This is a genomic window from Pseudodesulfovibrio mercurii, from assembly GCF_000189295.2.
GTDB classification, from domain to species: Bacteria; Desulfobacterota; Desulfovibrionia; order Desulfovibrionales; family Desulfovibrionaceae; genus Pseudodesulfovibrio; species Pseudodesulfovibrio mercurii.
The window spans coordinates 3,067,411-3,087,500 of the sequence record NC_016803.1 but is presented as its reverse complement, the minus strand read 5'-3'; the positions used below and the strand labels follow the sequence as shown (position 1 = coordinate 3,087,500).

Annotated in this window: 14 protein-coding genes; 12 read left to right on the top strand and 2 right to left on the bottom strand. The window is 63.6% G+C overall.

Translation table 11 applies throughout. The features are described from left to right. Positions 1–491: 491 nt before the first annotated feature. Positions 492–1,736, bottom strand: a complete 1,245-nt coding sequence (locus tag DND132_RS13925; protein ID WP_014323397.1) for an SLC13 family permease — start codon at positions 1,734–1,736, stop codon at positions 492–494. 67 nt (positions 1,737–1,803) lie between these two features. Then, positions 1,804–3,021, bottom strand: a complete 1,218-nt coding sequence (locus DND132_RS13920) for an EAL domain-containing protein (RefSeq protein WP_014323396.1) — start codon at positions 3,019–3,021, stop codon at positions 1,804–1,806. Between the two features lie 249 nt (positions 3,022–3,270). Here DND132_RS13920 and DND132_RS17790 point away from each other — a divergent pair, with 249 nt between their 5' ends. The 12 genes from DND132_RS17790 (at position 3,271) to DND132_RS13860 (ending at position 20,082) form a co-directional block, all read left to right on the top strand. Further along, positions 3,271–6,777, top strand: a complete 3,507-nt coding sequence (locus tag DND132_RS17790; protein WP_014323395.1) for a tetratricopeptide repeat protein — start codon at positions 3,271–3,273, stop codon at positions 6,775–6,777. A 65-nt stretch (positions 6,778–6,842) separates the two neighbouring features. Beyond that, a complete protein-coding gene (gene dnaE, locus DND132_RS13910) occupies positions 6,843–10,397 on the top strand; it encodes a DNA polymerase III subunit alpha (protein ID WP_014323394.1) in 3,555 nt (1,184 codons plus the stop codon). Positions 10,398–10,811: 414 nt separating this feature from the next. Further along, positions 10,812–11,744, top strand: coding sequence for a PEP-CTERM sorting domain-containing protein (locus tag DND132_RS13905; protein WP_014323393.1), 933 nt, complete (start codon positions 10,812–10,814; stop codon positions 11,742–11,744). A gap of 183 nt (positions 11,745–11,927) precedes the next feature. Beyond that, positions 11,928–12,539 (top strand): hypothetical protein, encoded by a 612-nt coding sequence (locus DND132_RS13900; protein ID WP_014323392.1) that lies wholly within the window; start codon positions 11,928–11,930, stop codon positions 12,537–12,539. A gap of 34 nt (positions 12,540–12,573) precedes the next feature. Continuing rightward, positions 12,574–12,933 (top strand): nucleotide pyrophosphohydrolase, encoded by a 360-nt coding sequence (locus DND132_RS13895; protein ID WP_014323391.1) that lies wholly within the window; start codon positions 12,574–12,576, stop codon positions 12,931–12,933. Beyond that, entirely contained in the window at positions 12,933–13,313 is a 381-nt protein-coding gene (queD, locus tag DND132_RS13890) for a 6-carboxytetrahydropterin synthase QueD (RefSeq protein WP_014323390.1), read from the top strand. Before DND132_RS13895 ends, queD begins: the two co-directional genes overlap by 1 nt. Beyond that, positions 13,313–13,588, top strand: coding sequence for a hypothetical protein (locus DND132_RS13885; RefSeq protein ID WP_014323389.1), 276 nt, complete (start codon positions 13,313–13,315; stop codon positions 13,586–13,588). Before queD ends, DND132_RS13885 begins: the two co-directional genes overlap by 1 nt. 3 nt (positions 13,589–13,591) lie before the next feature. Continuing rightward, entirely contained in the window at positions 13,592–14,056 is a 465-nt protein-coding gene (gene dtd / locus DND132_RS13880) for a D-aminoacyl-tRNA deacylase (protein WP_014323388.1), read from the top strand. Between the two features lie 37 nt (positions 14,057–14,093). Continuing rightward, the gene (locus DND132_RS13875; RefSeq protein ID WP_014323387.1) at positions 14,094–15,509 is read left to right on the top strand and encodes a sensor domain-containing diguanylate cyclase; all 1,416 of its coding nucleotides are present in this window, start codon (positions 14,094–14,096) and stop codon (positions 15,507–15,509) included. A gap of 34 nt (positions 15,510–15,543) precedes the next feature. Then, positions 15,544–16,758: a CgeB family protein gene (locus tag DND132_RS13870; protein ID WP_014323386.1), complete on the top strand. Its 1,215-nt coding sequence runs from the start codon at positions 15,544–15,546 to the stop codon at positions 16,756–16,758. Positions 16,759–16,761: 3 nt separating this feature from the next. Beyond that, positions 16,762–18,165, top strand: coding sequence for a glycosyltransferase family 9 protein (locus DND132_RS13865; protein WP_014323385.1), 1,404 nt, complete (start codon positions 16,762–16,764; stop codon positions 18,163–18,165). A 129-nt stretch (positions 18,166–18,294) separates the two neighbouring features. Continuing rightward, positions 18,295–20,082 (top strand): flagellar hook-length control protein FliK, encoded by a 1,788-nt coding sequence (locus tag DND132_RS13860; RefSeq protein WP_014323384.1) that lies wholly within the window; start codon positions 18,295–18,297, stop codon positions 20,080–20,082. Positions 20,083–20,090 lie beyond the last annotated feature (8 nt).

Sequence of the window (20,090 nt, the reverse complement as noted above, 5' to 3'; positions counted from 1 at the left end):
TCCCAAGTCAACACCTTTTTCCAACTTTTTAGTCGATCCGGGTGCGGACCCTGCCCGGAGGCAGGAGGGGCAACCTATGCTTTCGGCTTTCCCCCGTCAACACCTTTTTCAACTTTTTTTCGTCGATCCCGGTGTCGGTTCCCGCTGTTGGGCGGGAGGGGCAAGCTAAGCGTTTCGCTTGGCCTCGTCAACACCTTTCTGCAACTTTTTTCAGGTCGCTTTGGAAGGTGCCAACCGTTCAATATATTTGAGAAAGAACAGGCCGCCGAGGTCGTCTTCAGGGCGTTCCCCAGCGGCGAAGAGGAGTTCTAGGGGAAACCCTTCCAGGGGTCAAGGGCTTTTTTCAAAAAAATGTGCTTTTATAATCAACATGCTGAAATAATTACATAGTTTTTCACGGGTCGCACGACGCCTCCCGGAGGACCCTTTCATTATATATAGGTGCGGGCCGCAAACGCCCTCCCCGCCCCCGCCCGAACCCGCGGGTTCGCCTAGTAGAGACGGGGCAGGACCCAGGAGAGCCAGCCGGTCATGAGCAGGGCGCCGAGCACGTTGAGCACGAAGCCCAGGCCGAGCATGACCTTGAGGGACGCGCCCTTCATCTCGCCGAAGGCCAGGGCGTTGGAGGTGGTGGCGATGGGGGTCATGAAGGCACAGGTGGAGGCCACGCCAACCGCGATCATCAGCGGCAGCGGGTCCATCCCGTGCCCCTTGGCCGCGTAGAAGGCGATGGTGAAGAAGGCGGCCACCACGGCGGTGTTGGACAGGACCTCGGTCAGGAAGATGACCGCCAGGATGGTCACCAGGAAGAGCAGGCGCGGGTCCATGTCGCCCTTGAGCAGGCTGCCCGCCAGGGCCACGGTCCTGTGGTCCAGCCCGGTCCAGTGGACCACGCCCACCAGCGCGGCCAGCACCAGAATGAAGACCAGCCCCCGGCGCGGCACGGACTTAAGCAGGTCCCCGGCCCGGAGCAGCGGCCCGGACCGTCCGCCCCCGTCCGGGGCGCGTCGGACGAAGAGCAGCCAGAGGAAGAGCGCGGCGAACCCCAGGCTGACCACGGGCGAGACCGCCGCGAACCCGGCCATGTTCTCCCTGGCCACGGCCTCGAGCACGAAGTAGCCCATGTACAGCCAGAAGAGGCGCGCGCCGTAGCGCTGGCGGGCGTCGGCCCCGGTCCCGGCCGGGCCGGACAGGTCGAGGGTCACGCCGCGCGCCGCCCCGGGCAGCCCCAGGCCTGCGGCCACGAACCAGGCCGCCGCCACAAAGGCCGCCACCAGGGGCACGGACCACAGGAACCAGTTGAAGAAGGTCAGCTGGTCGCGACCGGCCACCTGGAACAGGTCCAGGGCCGCGAAGAGCACGGCGTTGGCGGGCGAGCCGATGGGCGACCCCATGCCGCCGATGGCCGCGCCGTAGATGGCCGAGCACATGAGCACCGTGGTCATGCCGGTCACCCCCCGGTCCGCGAAGTCGCGATCCAGGCGTTTCAGCACCGGGATCAGGGTGAGGACCGTGATGGTGTTGGGGATGAAGGACGAGAGCACGGCCGAGGCCGCGATGATGTAGAACAGGACCCGCCGGGGGTGCCCCCGGCTGCGCCGCAGGGCCCAGGCCACGAACCCGTCGGTGATCCGCGTGGCCGCCATGAGCTGGTACACCAGATACCCGCACACGAAGAGCAGGATCAGGGGCAGTCGGCCCCACAGGTAGGCGGTCACGTCGGTCAGCGGTTCCACAACGGCTCCGGGTCTGGGTTCGTCATGGCAATGGACCGTTTTCGCAGCCCGATGTCAATGGTCCCGGCTAGCAGGACATCTCCATGCAGGCCGTGTAGCGCAGGCCGCTCAGGCTGAAGAAGGGACGGCTGACCAGGCAGGCCCGCCCGCCGGTGTAGGGGGACAGGAACGGCGGGGTGACGAACCGGTCGTAGCCCATGTCCAGGTAGAGGACGTAGTCCTCGGCCGAAAGGTCCGCGCCCTTGCCCGTGCCGCCCGCCGCCCCGGCGCTCTTGCCCGTGTGGATCCGGCGGGTGACCTGCACCCCCCGGTCGTCCACCACGAACAGGGAGATGACCCCCTTCCGGCCCTGAACCAGGGACCGGCACCCTTCCTCGAAACGGTCCTCGGTCAGGTTAGCGAGCTTGTTGCAGATGGCGGTCGCGGTGCGGAAGATGTCGCCGTACAGCTCCTTCTTGCCGCGGACCTGCCGGTGCTTGAGGGCCTTGTATTTGTCGTGGGTGGCCGCCACCTTGTCGAAGAACAGCCTGGCCGGATCGTTGCTCCGGTCCTCGTCCTCCTTGGTGTAGTAGTAGCCCTGTTGCAGGTTGACCCCGGCCTCCAGGAGGCGCAGGGACTCCTCCTCGCTCTCCACGCACTGGGCCACGACCACGCAGCCCACCCGGCGGGCCAGGCTCATGAACGCCTCCAGGGTCCTGCCCGCGTTTTCGTCCCCGTCCTCCGGGGCGAAGAAGGACCGGTTGATCTTGACGTAACCGGGCCGAACGCGGTTCAGGCTGTAGCTGAAGGGGTGATCCACGGCGCAGTTGTCGAAACAGGTGGAGAACCCGGCCTCGCGCACCAGTCCGGAGTAGTGCTCGATGGCATCGAGGTACGGGGTGTTCATCGGGCACTCCAGGACCACGTTGGCCGGGTCGATCCCGGCCGCCCTGGCCTGGTCCGCCACGACCATGCTCCCCTTGCCCACCTGGGGGAATATCTTCGGGTTGATGTTCAGGAACAGGAGCAGCCGGTCGTGCGCGGCGTGAATGGGCTTGAACTGCTCCAGGGCCCTGGCCCGGCACAACCGGTCCACCTCCACGGTGATGTCCGGACTCAATCCCTCGTTGAAGAGGGCGTCCGAACCGACCCCGGAATCCCGCCCCGCCCGGGAAAAGACCTCGAAACCGATGATGGACTTGGTGGTGATGGAGACCACCGGCTGGAAAAACGCGGTCACGTCTCCGGAGTTGAGGATCTCCCGGATCGTCTGTTCGTCAACCTTGCGCTCGGCCTGTTCAGCCATGATGCTCCCGCATGCCGGACCGGGTCCGGGAAAAGGATTGTTTTTATTCCCCACACCTTACCGTTGCACCTATATGTGGTCAATAATGAATTGATTGCGAACGTCCGCAACCGGGGGCCGAGCCGGTGTTCGCCATGGCAAGCGACTGTTTTCACGGGAGAATGGGGATGGGCTTGTATTTCTTGCAATCTCAAGGCATCATACCCGGAAGAATATATAGTCATCGATCATACAGGCAGGTAACCATTCATGTCGGACCTCGGAATGGCATTGGTCAAATTCAGTCTGGGATCATTCACCCTCCTCAACTTCACGCTCGCCTCGCCCGGAACGAAAGAAGGGGCGACCCTGCCTCCGCTTCCCGTTCCTTTCCGAAAGGCCCAAAACAAACCTCGCATTTTCGATCTGCTGGATTGGCGGATCGCCATCGCCAGGATGGTCGGCCGGGACGAGGAGAAGAAGGCCCTCCGCGCATGGGTGGATGACGACAATCCCATTTCCCTGAAGATCCTCAGCGGACCCGGCGGCGCCGGAAAGTCGCGGCTTGCGGGCGAATTCGCCCTCGGTCTGCACAAGGAAGACTGGTCCGCCGGATTCGCCAAATTGGATGGCAAGGACCGAGCATACCGACAAGGGGGCGCAGGCACACTGCTTATCGTCGACAACCCGGAGGAACGGCGCGAACAGGTGGAGGACTTATTTGACGATCTGGCGGCCTTGGACGGCTCTCACAAAATCCGGATTCTATTTCTCACGAGAACGACCTTCAACGAATGGCGGGAGCGGATGGTGCAGCACAACATCAGCAGCCTGATCGATCACGACCCGATTCCGCTCTCCCCCATCGGCCCAGAAGACGCCCAGTATATCATGAACAAGGCGCAGGAGGCCGCCGCCGATGTGGGCGGTACGCTGCCGGAACCCTTCTCGGAAGAAATGGCACGAGCCTGGATGGAGGCGGATACAGCAAACAGCCTGCCTCTCTACCTGACGGCCACCGGCGTGTTCTCGGCGCTCTGGCCGGAACGGAAGATACTGTCGTATACGGCTCCCGAAATCATCCAAGCCCTCGTCGACAGGGAGCTGAAGAAAATCCGCAGCTTCTCGAAGACACTCCACGGAGCGGAGTACGTCTTGGAGCGGCTGTTGGCCATGGCCACCATGGCAGGGACCCTATCCTGGGACACCGTCCGGGCGCTTGATGAGCAAACCTGGAAATCATTGGGCATCGCGCCGCATTGGGAAGTCAAAAGGGAATTGATGGAAGCGGGCTGGCTGCGTACCGAAGACGAGACATTCCCCGCCATCCAGCCGCCTATCGTGGGCGCCGGTTTCGTGGGCCAGGTGCTGGCGGACAACAAACACCTGGCGCCGGAACTGGTCCGGCAGGCCATTCTCAACGCCCCTGACGGACAATGGCAGGACAATCTTTGCCGCATCGGTTCGGACATGAAGGTCGAGTTGGACCTCGAGCCGACCCCGGTCGAAATACTGGCCGCTCACCTCGGCCAACTGGACCGGCTGGATGACAAGCTGATTTTCCTGGCTGGAGTCGACCCTCCGCACGGCATGGCCGCATTATGTGCCGCCGCTTGTGAGAATGTATTGAGGTACGCGAAATTAGACATGTCCGACAGAGCGGGATTTCTCAACAACGCTTCGAATAACTACGCGCTAATTGGGAAAAGCGAGAAAGCGCTGGGTGCAATCAAAAAAGCCGCGGACACCTATGGGAAACTCGCCAAGGACAATCCGAACCGATTCTTACCGGATCTGGCCATGGCCCTAAACAACGCTTCAAACCGATACACGGACATCGGGAAATTTCAGAAAGCGCTGAACGCAGTCAAAAGGGCCGTGGACGCCTATGAGCAACTCGCCAAGAGCAATCCGGACCGTTTTTTGCCGAACTTAGCCTTGAGCCTCAACAACGCTTCAAACAGCTACACGGAGATCGGGAAAAGCAAGGAAGCCCTGGACGCGATCGAAAGGGCCGTCGAAATCAACGAAATGCTCGCCAAGGATAATCCGGACCGGTTCTTACCGGACTTGGCCATGAGCCTCAGCAACGCTTCAAACCGCTACGCGGAGATCGGGAAAAGCAAGGAAGCCCTGGACGCGATCGAAAGAGCCGTAAAAATCAGAGAAGTGCTCGCCAAGAATAATCCGGACCGGTTCTTACCGGACTTGGCCGCGAGCCTCAACAACGCTTCAAACTGCTACACGGAGATCGGGAAAAGCAAGGAAGCCCTGGACGCGATCGAAAGGGCCGTGAAAATCAGAGAAGTGCTCGCTAGAAGCAATCCGGACCGTTTTTTGCCGGACTTGGCCGCGAGCCTCAACAATGCTTCAACCTGCTACACGGAGATCGGAAAAAGCAAAGAAGCCCTGGACGCGATCGAAAGGGCCGTCGAAATCAACGAAATGCTCGCTAGAAGCAATCCGGACCGTTTTTTGTCGGACTTGGTCGCGAGCCTCAACAACGCTTCAAAACGCTACGCGGACATCGGGAAAAGCAAGGAAGCCCTGGACGCGATCGAAAGGGCCGTCGAAAACAACGAAATGCTCGCCAAGAATAATCCGGACCGGTTCTTACCGGACTTGGCCGCGAGCCTCAACAACGCTTCAAACCGCTACGCGGAGATCGGGAAAAGCAAAGAAGCCCTGGACGCGATCGAAAGGGCCGTCGAAATCTACGAAATGCTCGCTAGAAGCAATCCGGACCGTTTTTTGCCGGACTTGGCCATGAGCCTCAACAACGCTTCGGGACGTTACGCGGACATCGAGAAAAGCAAGGAAGCCCTGGACGCGATCGAAAGGGCCGTGAAAATTAGAGAAGTGCTCGCTAGAAGCAATCCGGACCGTTTTTTGCCAGGCTTGGCCGCGAGCCTCAACAACGCTTCGGGACGTTACGCGGACATCGAGAAAAGCAAGGAAGCCCTGGACGCGATCGAAAGGGCCGTCGAAATCTACGAAATGCTCGCTAGAAGCAATCCGGACCGTTTTTTGCCGGACTTGGCCATGAGCCTCAACAACGCTTCGGGACGTTACGCGGACATCGCGAAAAGCAAGGAAGCCCTGGACGCGATCGAAAGGGCCGTGAAAATTAGAGAAGTGCTCGCTAGAAGCAATCCGGACCGTTTTTTGCCAGGCTTGGCCGCGAGCCTCAACAACGCTTCGGGACGTTACGCGGACATCGAGAAAAGCAAGGAAGCCCTGGACGCGATCGAAAGGGCCGTGAAAATTAGAGAAGTGCTCGCTAGAAGCAATCCGGACCGTTTTTTGCCAGGCTTGGCCGCGAGCCTCAACAATGCTTCAAACCGCTACTCAGACATCGAGAAATATCAGAAGGCCCTGAATGCTATTGAAAGAGCTGTTACCGCCTATAAGCAACTCGCCAAGAGCAACCCGGATCGATTCTTGCCGAACTTAGCCTTGAGCCTCAACAATGCTTCTGGACGTTACGCGAACATAGGGAGAAGCAAGGAAGCCCTGGACGCGATCGAAATGGCAGTGGAAATCTACGAAATCCTCGCCAAGGACAATCCAGCAAGATTCACGCTCGATTTAGCCGCAAGCCTCGGCGCTCACGGCACCATTTTGAGACCAATGGGGGGCCCGGAGCAAGCTATGGATTGTTTCCGGAGGGGGCGGGACATCCTCCGGCCCCTTACCGAAGCATACCCCGGTTCGTCAGCGGACCGGATATTCAAGGCGCTGTCCCAAGATCTTGCCGCGCTCGAAGACCTCGAATAATCCCCGCTGGAACTCCCCCACGCTTTACGCTATCATCCGAAATCGCGCATAAGGAGTTTTATTAAGTGGCCGAATTCGTTCATCTTCACGTCCATACTGAATACAGCCTGCTGGACGGCGCCATCCGCATCAACGACCTGCTGACCAGGGCCAAGGACCTGGGCATGCCCGCCGTGGCCATCACCGACCACGGGTCCATGTTCGGGGCCGTGGTCTTCTACATGGCCGCCAAGGAGCTGGGCATCAAGCCGATCATCGGCTGCGAGGTGTACGTGGCCGAGGGCGACGTGGACGACGAGGAGGCCCACCTGCGCAAGGAGCACGGCGGCGGCTACCACCTGATCCTCCTGGCCAAGAACCAGCGCGGATACAAGAACCTGATCAAGCTGGTCTCCACCGGCTACCTGGACGGCTTCTACTACAAGCCGCGCGTCAGCAAGCACCTGCTCAAGAAGTACTCCGAGGGGCTCATCGCCCTGTCCGCCTGCCTGGCGGGCGAAATCCCGCGCAAGCTCATGAACGAGGGTCTCGAGGCGGGCGCGGACATGGCCCGGACCTACGAGTCCATCTTCCCTGGCAACTTCTACCTGGAACTCCAGGACAACGGCATCGGCAAGCAGACGCGGCTCAACGAGCTGCTCGTCAAGTGCGCCGAGAAGACCGGCCTGCCCCTGGTGGCCACCAACGACTGCCACTACCTGACCGCCGAGGACTTCGAGGCCCACGACACCCTGCTGTGCATCCAGACCCAGACCACGGTGGACGCGGAAAAGCGCTTCCGCATGGAGACGAAGGAGCTCTATTTCAAGACCCCGGAGGAGATGGAGAAGGCCTTTGCCCACGTGCCCGAGGCCATCCTGAACACCCAGCGCATCGCCGAGCAGTGCAACCTCGAGATCGAGCTGGGCAACTACTATTTCCCGGAATACAAGCTGCCCGAAGGCGTGTCCATGAACGAGGAGTTCGAGCGGCTGTGCCGCGAGGGCCTCCAGCGCCGCCTGAACACCATCACCTACGAGGTGGACGAGGGAAAATACTGGAAGCGGCTGGACTACGAGCTGGGGGTCATCAAGCAAATGGGCTTCCCGGCCTACTTCCTCATCGTCCAGGACTTCATCAACTGGGCCAAGGACCACCGCATCCCGGTGGGCCCCGGCCGAGGCTCGGCCGCCGGGTCCATCGTGGCCTGGTCGCTGAAGATCACCAACCTCGACCCCCTGCCCTACGACCTGCTCTTCGAGCGCTTCCTGAACGTGGAGCGCGTGTCCATGCCCGATATCGACGTGGACTTCTGCGAGCGCCGCCGGCTGGAGGTGGTCAAGTACTGCGCCGAGAAGTACGGCGTGGACCGGGTGGCCCAGATCACCACCTTCGGGACCATGAAGACCAAGGCGGTCATCAAGGACGTGGGCCGGGCGCTCGGCATGTCCTTCGGCGAGACCGACCGCATCGCCAAGCTCATCCCGGACGACCCGGCGGTCATGGCCAAGCTGCTCGGCGTGGAAAAGGCCAAGATCACCGTGCCCAACGCGGTCAAGGCCGTGACCGAGCTGGACGACATGGTCGCCACCGACCCCAAGGTGGCGAAACTCATAGATATTTCAACGCGCCTCGAAGGCCTGTGCCGCCACGCCTCGACCCACGCGGCGGGCGTGGTCATCTCGAACAAGCCCATGACCGAGTACCTTCCGCTGTACAAGGGGAAGAAGGGCGAAATCGTGACCCAGTTCGACATGAAGAAGGTCGAGAAGGTCGGGCTGATCAAGTTCGACTTCCTGGGGCTGCGCACCATGACGGTCATCGAGGACTGCCTGGACATCATCCGCGAGCAGGGCAAGAAGGCCCCGGACCTGGAGACCCTGCACCTGGACGACCCCGAGACCTTCGCCATCTTCGCCAAGGGCGACACGGACGGCATCTTCCAGGTGGAGTCGTCGGGCATGCGCAAGTACCTGCGCATGCTGGGCCCGGACTGCTTCGAGGACATCGTGGCCATGCTCGCCCTGTACAGGCCCGGCCCCTTGGGCATGATCGGCTCCCACGGCGTGTCCATGGTCGACGAGTTCATCATGCGCAAGCACGGCGAGATCGCGGTCACCTACCCGCACCCGTCGCTGGAGGAGACCCTCAAGCCCACCTACGGGGTCATGGTCTACCAGGAGCAGGTCATGGCCACGGCCATGGTCATCGCCAACTACTCCCTGGGTGAAGGCGACCTGCTGCGCCGGGCCATGGGCAAGAAGATCGCCGAGGAGATGGCCAAGCAGCGCTCCCGGTTCCTGGAGGGCTCGCGCGAGAACGGCATCGACGACGCCGTGGCCAACGACATCTTCGACACCATGGAGAAGTTCGCGGCCTACGGCTTCAACAAGTCCCACTCGGCCGCCTACGCGCTCATCTCCTACCACACCGCCTACCTCAAGGCCCATTTCCCGGTGGAGTTCATGGCCGCGCTGATGTCCACGGAAATGAACAACACCGACAAGATCATCATGTACGTCAACGCCTGCCGCGACATGGACATCACCGTCCGCCAGCCGGACATCAACGCGGGCCAGGCGCGCTTTTCGGTCAAGAACGGGGAGATTCTCTTCGCCATGGCGGCCATCAAGAACGTGGGCGAGGAGGCCATCAACGAGATCGTGGCCGAGCGCGCGGAGCAAGGCCCCTTCCTGAACATCTTCGACTTCTGCGAGCGGGTGAACCTGCGCCGCGTGACCAAGCGGGTCCTGGAGTCGCTCATCAAGGCGGGCGCCCTGGACTGCTTCTCCTGCTCGCGGGCCGCCCTGCTCGAGGACCTGGACAAGGCCGTGGCCCTGGGCCAGAAAAAGGCCAAGGAGAAGGAGTCGGGCATGCTCAACATGCTGGACCTGCTCGGCGGGGGCGGCAAATCCGACGCGACCGCGCAGCCCACCTGCTCCCTGTGCGAGGAGTTCGAGGACCGCGAAAAGCTCCAGCTGGAAAAGGAGGTCCTCGGCTTTTTCCTGTCCGGCCACCCGCTCCTGGCCTACCGCCACGACATGCAGCGGCTGCGCACCGTGACGCTGGAGGATTGCAAGACCATCCCCAACGGCACCGAGGTGCGCGTGGCCGTGATCATCCCGGATTTCAAACAGCACATCACCCGCAAGGGCGACCCCATGGCCTTCTGCAACGCCGAGGACCTGACCACCTACGGCGAGATCACCATGCTGCCCAACGTCTACGCCGAGGCGCGCGAGCTGCTCGACGCGGACCGCCCCCTGCTGGTCCAGGGCAAGATAGACCAGCGCGACGACCAGCCCGGCCCCGAGGACGCGCCCAAGTCCGCCAAGATCCTGGCCGACAAGGTCGTGTACCTGGCCGACGCGGTCCAGGGCTCGGACCAGCCGGTCTCCCTGTGGATCGGCGAAAAGCATGCGGAGGACGGGCATCTCAACGCCCTGAAGGCGATCCTCAAGCGCTACCCGGGCACCACCAGCGTGAACCTGGGCATCATCACCCGCGAGGCCGTGGTCAACCTGCGGTTGGGCAACGGCTGGAAGGTCTATCCCGGCCGCGACTTCTGGAAGGAGGTCGAGGCCTGGCAGAACGGCGACGCCAGGACCTATCGCGCCGAGGCCGAGGCCGAACTCCTTTAGCCCGCTCGCGGCCCATCCGGGGGGCGCCGGACCTGTCGAAATTTCTTACAGGGACATTTGCACGCCAACACGTCGGTTTCACTGGCCATCCCCGGCCCCGCGAGCTCTCACCCCTGCGGAATCCCATTCAGGCCGTCGCATCCATAGGTTCCGTCACCAATCACCCCAAATGTCTGACACCGATGGAACCGTATTTCGTCTATCAAACCGATAGACAACATATATTCAGGACAAAAAGTGTAAAATTTTATTGAATGTCGGAAAACTTCACAGACCGAACACGATCCTGACCCGCCAATCAATCAATAAAACCGACATGTTGTGGTTGGCGCGCTTCTTGCTAACGATTTATCTATAAGAAGTCCGACGCGCACTTGATGCCGGACGGTCACCTAGAAGCTACGAGGAAACATCATGAAGAGAACCATCATCACCCTTCTTTTCGTTATCGGCATATTCGTCACCGCCCAGCCCGAACGGGCCGAGGCGTTGTACCTGCCCGACCTGAGCACCGGATTGGCGCGGCAATACGGCGATTTCTATTCCTATTCGCTGCCCATCCTGAACTACGTCTACAACTCCGGCGACACGACCCTCAACTCGGGCGACCCGTACTACGTGGCATCCGGACCGGGCCAGCTCGCTGACGATATCGTCATCATGACGGGCTCCGAGGGGGACGCCGCTAATACGACCGGGTTCGAGGACGCCTACGCGGTGCCGAACAACTACAATCCCTATTCCACCATAACCTATGCCGACCCGACCTCGAACAACGGCATCTATGCCGACAATTCGACCACGTGGGACATGAACATCGACGCCCTGGTCGCCTACCTGGACGGCGATATCCCGATCTTCTACTTCAACAACAACGAGACCGGCGGCGATCAGGATCTCTACATCATCGCCACGCTCACCATCTGGAGCAGCTCGACTTCGGCTGTGTACGGAATCTACTATCTCACCGACCCGACGACGAGCTATGAGCTCCCCGCCGAAGACAACCCCGGCGACCTCCTGCCCACGACCGGTTATGTGCTCTCCGGCGGCGACGTCGAATACGACGGCGAGATCTTCTCGCACAACCTCGGCGCCAACAACGCGGCCTATGCCGCCATCCTGCCCGCGCTGAACGAATTCCTGGCCGCTTGGACCGACGACAGCATCTACGACATGATCTCCCTGGAGATCACCACCTCCCAGGTGGACAACGGCTACGAGCAGGCGTTCATCGGCCGGGGAACCTACGGCGACACCACCACCGTGCCCGAGCCGTCCACCTGGCTGCTCCTGGGCCTCGGCATGCTCTGCCTGCCCCTGGTCCGGCGCTTCCGCCGCAGCTAGGCAATCCGGTTTCCTTCATGATCCTCACGGCCCCGCCTCGGCGGGGCCGTTTTTTTGCCGGTTGACAAACCGGGCCGCGCTCGCCCACCATGCTCCATGCGCACCCCCCGGCGCGGTCCGGAAGCCGGACCCGGCGGCCGCGCAAGCAACCACACGCAACCACGCAATCTCCGGGAAGGACCCATGACCCGAATCAACGAACTGCTGCAAAAGATCGAGGAACTCGAGACCGAGCTGGAACAGGAGCTTCAGGCCCGGCGCGAGGGCCTCGAATACACCATCCAGCGACGCAAGGTCCGCTTCACCCGCGAGGTGCGGGCCAAGCAGCGCGCCTTCCTGAAGAAGTGGCTGGACTATGTCTACGACTCCGGGCCGCTGATCATCCTGACCATCCCGATCATCTGGGGGGCGCTCATCCCCTGCGTGATCCTGGACGTGGTGGTGACCATCTACCAGTTCCTCTGCTTCCCCATCTACGGCATCCCCTTCGCCCGGCGGCGCGACTACGTTGTCATCGACCGCCAGCACCTGGGCTACCTGAACTGGCTGGAGAAGGTGAACTGCATGTACTGCGGCTACTTCAACGGGGTCATCGCCTACGTCCGCGAGGTGGCCGCCCGCACCGAGCAGTACTGGTGCCCCGTGCGCCACGCCCGCCCGGTCAAGTCCGTGCACGGCCACTACCGGACCTTCTTCGAATACGGCGACGCCCAGGGCTACCGCGAGGGCTTGGAACCGGCCCGCAAGGAACTGGCCCGCAAGCTGCGGGAAAACCTGCTCGGGAAAAAGAAATAGCGGGCGACGCCGCCGGCGCATACGAGGAGCGATCATGGATTCACTGGCCGAGCTGAACGAGCGGCATCGCAAATTCGTCGAGGACCGCAACTGGCAACGGCACCAGTCGCCCAAGAACCTGGTCATGGCCCTGACCGGCGAGGTCGGGGAGCTGAACGAGCTGTTCCAGTGGCTGACCCCGGAGGAGAGCCGGACGGTCTCGGACGAGCGCAAGCGGGCCGTGGCCCTGGAGATGGCCGACGTGCTCATCTACCTGGTCCGGCTGGCCGACGAAATGGGCATCGACCTGGTTGCAGCGGCCCACGAAAAATGCGAAATCAACGAGAGAAAGTATCCGGCCGAGGCCTTCAAGGGGAACGGCATGCGGCCGCACGAATACAAGGAGTCCAAGTGATGCCCGGCAAATGGAAATTGACCATTACCCAGGAGTTTTCGGCTTCGCACCAGCTGCGCAACTACTGCGGCAAGTGCGAGAACATGCACGGCCACAACTTCGGCGTGGAGGTGGTGGTCGAAGGCGACACCCTGGACCCCAAGGTCCAGTACCTGGTGGACTTCAAGGAGCTGAAGCGGCTGACCCGGACCGTGCTGGACAAGCTCGACCACAAACACCTCAACGAGGTGGAGTGCTTCACCGAGATCAACCCCTCGTCCGAGAACCTGGCCATGTTCATCTACCGGAACCTCAAGTCGAACATGCCCGAGAACGTCTCCCTGGTGGAGGTCTCGGTCTCGGAGAAGAACACGTCCAAGGCCACCTACTGGGAAGAATGATGGCCCGGAAACGCGACGACGACCGGGGGACCATCGGGGGCATGTCCTACGGGAAGATCATGACCTCCCTGCTCATCCCCAAGGATTCCCGGACCAACCCCAGGCGCGTCCTGAGCGGCATCGCCTTCCTGGCCTTTGTCTGCTTCTTCCTCTTCGGGGCCATGTACCGGAGCTGCGTCCGGGACGAGTTCGGCTGCCGCCCGCCCGCCACGGAGCTGTCCGCCCCGGCAGCCCAGTCCGCCCCGGCGGCCCAGCCCCAGGGCGGCGGGGAGTAGCCCGTGCGCGTGGTCATCCAGCGGGTGTCGGACGCGCGCGTCCTGGTCCAGGGCACGGCGGTGGGCGAGATCGGCACCGGCCTGCTCGTGCTGGTCGGCTTCGGCGGGGCGGACAAGGCGGACTTTCCCGAGACCCCGGCCTGGCGCAAGATGCTCGACAAGCTGTTCAACCTGCGCATCTTTCCCGACGAGGACGGCAAGCTCAACCTGTCCCTGACGGACATCAGGGGCGACCTGCTGCTCGTCTCCCAGTTCACCCTCTACGCGGACTGCAAAAGGGGCCGCCGTCCCTCGTTCACCGACGCCTGCCACCCGTACATCGCCGAGTCCCTGTTCGAGCGGTTCGCGGAGGACGCCCGCGCCCTGGCCCCGGCCGGGTTCGCCACGGGCCGGTTCGGGGCCGAGATGCACCTGGATTTCACCAACTGGGGTCCGGTGACCATCATCCTGGATTCCGACGACCTCTAACCTTGCCTACCGGCCCGTCCTCGCCTACGTTCCCGCCATGTCCGCCAAATCCAAGCTCATCACCGCCCTGACCCTGATCCTGCTCGCGGCCTTCCTGGCCACCAGCCTGATCAACTACGCCTTCACCCGCGCCTCGATCCGGGCCGAGCTGCTCAACTCCGCCCTGCCCCTGACAGGCAAGAACATCTATTCCGAGGTCCACTCGGACATGCTCCGGCCCATCCTGGTCTCCACCTCCATGGCCAACGACGCCTTTCTCAAGAACTGGATCCAGTCCGGCGAAAAGGACCTCGGGGCCATCACCCGCTACCTCGCCGACCTGCGCGACAAGTACGGCTTCCTGACCACCTTCTTCGTCTCGGCCGCGAGCGACAACTACTACTATCAGGACGGCATCCTGAAGAAGATCGGGGCCCGCGACCCCCACGACGTGTGGTATTACGCCTTCGTGCGCAAGGACGTGGAGTTCGCCCTGGACGTGGACACCAACCAGGCCGAGAACAACCAGCTGACCATCTTCGTCAACTTCCGGGTGGAGGACGAACACGGCCGCCTCCTGGGCGTGGCCGGAGTTGGCCTGAACATCGACCGGGTCACGGACCTGCTGGAAAAGGCCCGGCGCGACTACCACCGCGAGGTCTACCTGGTGGACCAGGACGGCCTGGTCCAGGTCCACCGCGACAAGTCGCGCATCGAGCGCGACTACATCACCCGGGACGGGGGCATCCGCGACGTGGCTCCGGCCATCCTGGTGCCCCGCGACGACCCGCGCAGCTTCCAGTACGACTGGGACGGCGAGCACTACCTCCTGTCCACCCGGTACATCCCGGAGCTGAAGTGGTTCCTCATCGTGGAGCAGAGCGAGTCCTCGGCCCTGGCCGCGGCCCGCGACAACCTCGTCCGCACCGTGGCCATCGGCCTGCTGGCCTCCATCCTGATCATCGTGCTCTGCACCATCACCATCAACCACTACCAGGGCCGCCTGGAGCGGCTGGCCAAGACCGATCCCCTGACCGGGGCGGCCAACCGCCGCGCCCTGGACGAGGCCTTCGCCCAGTTCGAATACAAGGCGGGCCGCTACCACGCGCCCTTCTCGGCGGTCATCCTCGACCTGGACAAGTTCAAGGCCATCAACGACCGCTACGGCCACCTGGCCGGGGACAACGTGCTCAAGGAGGTGGCCGAGGCCACCCGGCGGATCATCCGCCCCTCGGACGTCCTGGCCCGCTGGGGCGGGGACGAGTTCCTCATCCTCCTGGACGGCGGCCCGGAGGAGGCCGAGGCCCTGGCCCGCCGCGTGGCCTGCGCCCTGACCGCCGAGGAGCGCGAGATTCCGGTGACCTTCAGCCACGGCCTGGCCCGGTTCGAGGAGGGCGACACCCTGGAGTCCATGACCCACCGGGCGGACCAGGCCATGTACCGGTCCAAGAACGGCGCCTGCCCGGACCTGTAGACAAAAGCGCACCCGGCCGGTAGAGAGGGAAATCATGCATGAATCCCCGACCGCCTGGCCCAGGTTCCGGGGCGCGACGCCGCGCATCCTCCTGCTGACCAGCCAATATTTCCTCATCGGCGAACTCGAAGCCGCCTGCAAACGGCTCGGCGTGGAACACCTGCTCCTGGACCTCGGGGCAAAAGAGATGGACCTCGACCAGTTCGTGTCCGCCATGACCGGGACCTTCGAGACCTTCCGGCCGGACTTCGTGCTCACGGTCAACCACCTGGGCGTGGACCGCGAGGGCATCCTGGCCGAGCTGCTCAACCGCTACGGCCTGCCCCTGGCCTCCTGGTTCGTGGACAACCCGCACCTCATCCTCGGGGTCTACAAGCACCTCCTCGAACCGCGCGCCGCCCTGTTTACCTGGGACCTGGACACCGTGGAGCCGCTGCGGGCCATGGGCTTCAAGCACGTCTTCCACCTGCCGCTCGGCGCGGACCCCGCCAGGCTCAGGCCCCATCGGACCGAGCCCGTGGACGCATGGCGCGCGCCCATCTCCTTTGTCGGCAACTCCATGCTGACCAAGACCCTGCTGCGCGCCCGTGCGGCCAACCCGTCGGAAGCCCTCTTCCGGGCGGGCATGGAGGCGGCCAAGGCCTTTGCCCGGTCCGACGCCCCGCTGGCCGGGCCGTTCATGGCCGAGCACTTCCCCGAGGTCCGGGCCGCGTACAAGGCGTTCCGCGACCCCGAGCGCGAGCTGGCCTTCGAGACCTTCGTCACCTGGCAGGCCACCCTGCTCTACCGGCTGGACTGCGTGTCGCGCATCCTGCCCTTCGAGCCGCTCATCGTCGGCGACACCGGCTGGCAGGAGCTGTTCTCGGCCCACTCCGGCTGGCGCTACCACCCGGAGCTCTCCTATTACGACGACCTGCCCGACTTCTATCCGGCGAGCGACGTCAACTTCAACTGCACCAGCCGCCAGATGACCGGCGCAGCCAACCAGCGGGTCTTCGACGTGCCCTGCTGCAACGGCTTCCTGCTCACGGACCGCCGCCACGGCATCGAGGACCTGTTCGAGCCCGGCAGCGAGATCGTCTGCTACGCCACCCCGGACGAGATTCCGACCCTGGCCGAGCGCTACATGAAGGACCCGGCGGCCCGCGAAAGAGTGGCCTCGGCAGCCCGCAGGCGGGTCCTGGCCGAACACACCTACGACCACCGCATGCGCTCCCTCATGGAGACCATGCGCGCGACCTTCGCCTGAGCCATGGCCGAAAAACCCATCCTCATATTGCAGATGCAGCGCATGGGGGACCTGATCCTGTCCTACCCGCTGATGCTCTGGCTGGCCCGCCGCCACCCCGGCCACCCCATCTTCGTAGCCGCGGAGAAGACCTTTTACGAGCCGCTCATGAAGCTCTCGCCCCCGGCCACCTATTTCCCGTGGTCCGGGGTCAAGCACCTGGAAAAGCACGACTACGAGCTGGTCCTGAACCTGTCCATCCAGGAGAAGGCCGCCGTGCTCGCGGGCCGGGTCAAGGCCGGGGCCAGGCTCGGGCCGGTCCAGGACGGGGACGGCACCCGGCGCGTGCTCGGCGACTGGCAGCTCTACCGCACCTCCCTGGTGCGCAACAATCTCTACAACCGCTTCCACTGGGGCGAGCTGAACGGCCTGGACGCCGTGCCCTTCACGGACATCGCGGCCACCCGGTTCTCCCGGCCGCGCACCCTGCCCGGCTCCAACAAGGTCGGCCTGTTCCTCGGGGCCAGCGACGCGGCCAAGCGCCCCTCGGCCGCGTTCTGGGCCGAACTGGTGGACGAGCTCCACGGGCGCGGACTGCGCACCGTGCTCTTCGGCGGCCCGGCCGAAAAGGACCTCGGGGCCGAGGTGGCCCGGCTGGCCAAGGGTCCGGCCCTGAACCTCTGCGGCACCCTGGGGCTCGACGAATTCGGGGCCGTGGGCCAGACGCTCGGGCTGTTCGTCACCCCGGACACCGGGCCCATGCACCTGGCCGCCTGGACCGGGCTCAAGTGCCTGAACCTGTCCATGGGCAACGTCAACCCGTGGGAGACCGGCCCGCTCCAGCCCGGCCACTTCGTGCTCCGCGCGGACCTCGACTGCGCCAAGGGGTGCTGGCGCTGCACCCGCGATTCCCTGGCCTGCCACGAGCCGTTCAGGCCGGGCCGGGTGGCGGGCCTCGTGAAGCGGCTGGTCATGTCCAACGACAGCGCCCTGCTGGCCCGCATGGACCTGCCCGGCCTGACCCTGTTCGAGACCGGCCGGGCTCACGGTCTGTATCACCTGAAGCGGCTCGACCAGACCGCGCCCGACGCCGAACGGCTGGCCTCCCGGTTCTGGCAGCGCTTCTTCGGCGCCCTCTTCGGCCTGTGGGACGACGGCCGCGCGGCCGCGCCCTGGGCCGACCTCGGCCGGGACGCCCCCCAGGCCGCCGAGACCCTGCTCGCCCACATCCCGGAGATGGGCCGCCGGTTCACGCACGGCCTGCGCACCGGGACCGCCCTGGACCCGTCCTTCTGGGCCGACAGCCCGACCATGGCCCGCCCCTTCACCGGGTTCGTGCACATGTACCTGGAAAACAGGGACTACTCCCGCGAGGCCTGGGCCCACGCCCTGACCCTGCTGGAGCGGCTGGCCGCAATCTGCGGTTAGCCCGCGCCCCCCGTGGGGCTGCCCGGACCGGTCATTTCTTCCCCCTCATAAACGCTGTCAACGTCGCGATATAAAGACTTTTTTCCATTGGCACGCCTTTTGATTGAAGACGTGCCGGAGGAGAAAAGTATGCAAAATATTCCCGGCATCGCCACCGAAACAGCTTCCGAGGCCGTTCAGCTGGTCAAGCTGGCCACCTCGACCAAGACCAGGACGGCCCAGACCGCCCTTGCCGACGCCAAGGACGACAAGCGCGCCCTTTTCGCCGAGCTGTTCAGCGAGCACACGGACATGGTCGAAGACGAACTGTCCATGGCTCCCATGGCGCACAAGGAAAAGATGCTCGACTCCGTCCCCGGCATCAAGGAAGAGGAAGACGAGGAAAAGCCCGCCAGCGCGGCCGGGACCAAGGCCCCCAAGGTGACCCCCGAGGTCGAGGAAAAGACCGAGGAAAAGAATCTCGAAAGCCGCATGACCGGCGAGGACCTGGACGCGGTCCGGGACGACCTCAAGGAATACGGCATGTCCGACGAGGAGATCGCGGCCATCGAAACCCAGGTCGACTCCGAGGAGGGCATGACCTGGGGCCAGTTCGTCTCCACCATCGCCAAGAAGATGGCCGAGGCGCGCAAGACCGAGATGAGCGACGACCAGAAGGCCTCCCTGGCCAGCTTCTTCACCAAGCTCGGCTTCACCGAGAAGGAATCCGACAAGCTCATCGGCCAGTTGCAGAACGGCCGGACGGACAAGGTCCTCCAGCAGGTGGAGGCCAAGATCGCGGCCATGCCCGAGGACCAGCAGACACTTTTCAGCAAGGACGAGGTCGAGGCCTTCGTCTCCGCCCTGGGGCTGTCCAAGGAATTCGTCACCCAGGCCCAGGAGCTCTTCGCCGGCAACACCCTGCCCAAGGACATGAAGCAGGCCTTCACCCAGATCCGCCAGGAACTGGCCGGCCTGGACAGGAAGGACCAGAAGCTGGTCAAGGCCGTGGGCAAGGCGTTCGCCGCGACCATGGGCGACACGCAGAAGCAGAGCTCGGCCGCCCTCCAGGTGGAGGAGGCCGTGGACCTGACCCCGCGCGTGGCCGAGGAACAGGCGGACACCGACGTCCGCGAGGAGCTGGCCCAGGCCTTCCGCGACCGCAAGGACGCCGCGTCCGACAACACGGTCCGCCGCCAGGCGAGCCGGTCCGCCGCCGACAAGGTGGAGATCAAGTCCGAGACCCCGGTTCAGGACCAGACCTTGAACAAGGACCTGGACCCCGAGGCCGAGCACGACCGCAAGTGGAACAACTTCGTGGACCGGGTGCGCGAGGATGGAACCGGCCGGACCGAGACCGCAACCTCCGCCAAGACCGCCGCCACCGAGGCCAAGGCGGGCGAGGCCAAGACCGCCCTGGCCCAGCAGACCGCCGCCTCCGCCAGCACCGCCAAGGGCAAGGCGTGGGAAAATGTTTCCGCCCCCAAGGTCCTCAAGCAGGTCGATCAGGCCGTGCTCAAGACCCTGCAAAACGGGGCCAAGCAGCTGACCCTGCAGCTCACTCCCGAGAACCTGGGCAAGCTGTCCGTGGTCCTCTCGGTCCAGGGCAAGGAGGTCAGCGCGACCATCCGGACCGAGAATTCCGACGCCCACAAGATCATCACGGACAACCTTCAGATCATTAAGAATTCTTTAGAATCTCAAGGCCTGAAAGTGGACAAGCTGGATGTCCAGGCCGGGCTCGCCGACAACCAGAATTACGGGAACTGGTTCGGCGAAAGCCAGCACAATCTGTCCCGCGAGCGGGAGGCCATGGTGGCCATGCGCAACCACATGCGCTCCATGCGGGCGCAGAACGGAGGCGGTGTGGCCCGGGACGTGCAATCCGTCGGAGAACGGGTAATTACTTCCGATCAGGGCTTGCACCTTATCGCATAAACGAGGTC

Coding starts and splice junctions, on each gene's coding strand:
- queD (WP_014323390.1), top strand. CDS start 12,933: ATGCCCGGCAAATGGAAATTGACCATTACCCAGGAGTTTTCGGCTTCG.
- DND132_RS13920 (WP_014323396.1), bottom strand. CDS start 3,021: ATGGCTGAACAGGCCGAGCGCAAGGTTGACGAACAGACGATCCGGGAG.
- DND132_RS13860 (WP_014323384.1), top strand. CDS start 18,295: ATGCAAAATATTCCCGGCATCGCCACCGAAACAGCTTCCGAGGCCGTT.
- DND132_RS17790 (WP_014323395.1), top strand. CDS start 3,271: ATGTCGGACCTCGGAATGGCATTGGTCAAATTCAGTCTGGGATCATTC.
- DND132_RS13895 (WP_014323391.1), top strand. CDS start 12,574: ATGGATTCACTGGCCGAGCTGAACGAGCGGCATCGCAAATTCGTCGAG.
- DND132_RS13905 (WP_014323393.1), top strand. CDS start 10,812: ATGAAGAGAACCATCATCACCCTTCTTTTCGTTATCGGCATATTCGTC.
- DND132_RS13875 (WP_014323387.1), top strand. CDS start 14,094: ATGTCCGCCAAATCCAAGCTCATCACCGCCCTGACCCTGATCCTGCTC.
- DND132_RS13900 (WP_014323392.1), top strand. CDS start 11,928: ATGACCCGAATCAACGAACTGCTGCAAAAGATCGAGGAACTCGAGACC.
- DND132_RS13865 (WP_014323385.1), top strand. CDS start 16,762: ATGGCCGAAAAACCCATCCTCATATTGCAGATGCAGCGCATGGGGGAC.
- DND132_RS13870 (WP_014323386.1), top strand. CDS start 15,544: ATGCATGAATCCCCGACCGCCTGGCCCAGGTTCCGGGGCGCGACGCCG.
- DND132_RS13885 (WP_014323389.1), top strand. CDS start 13,313: ATGGCCCGGAAACGCGACGACGACCGGGGGACCATCGGGGGCATGTCC.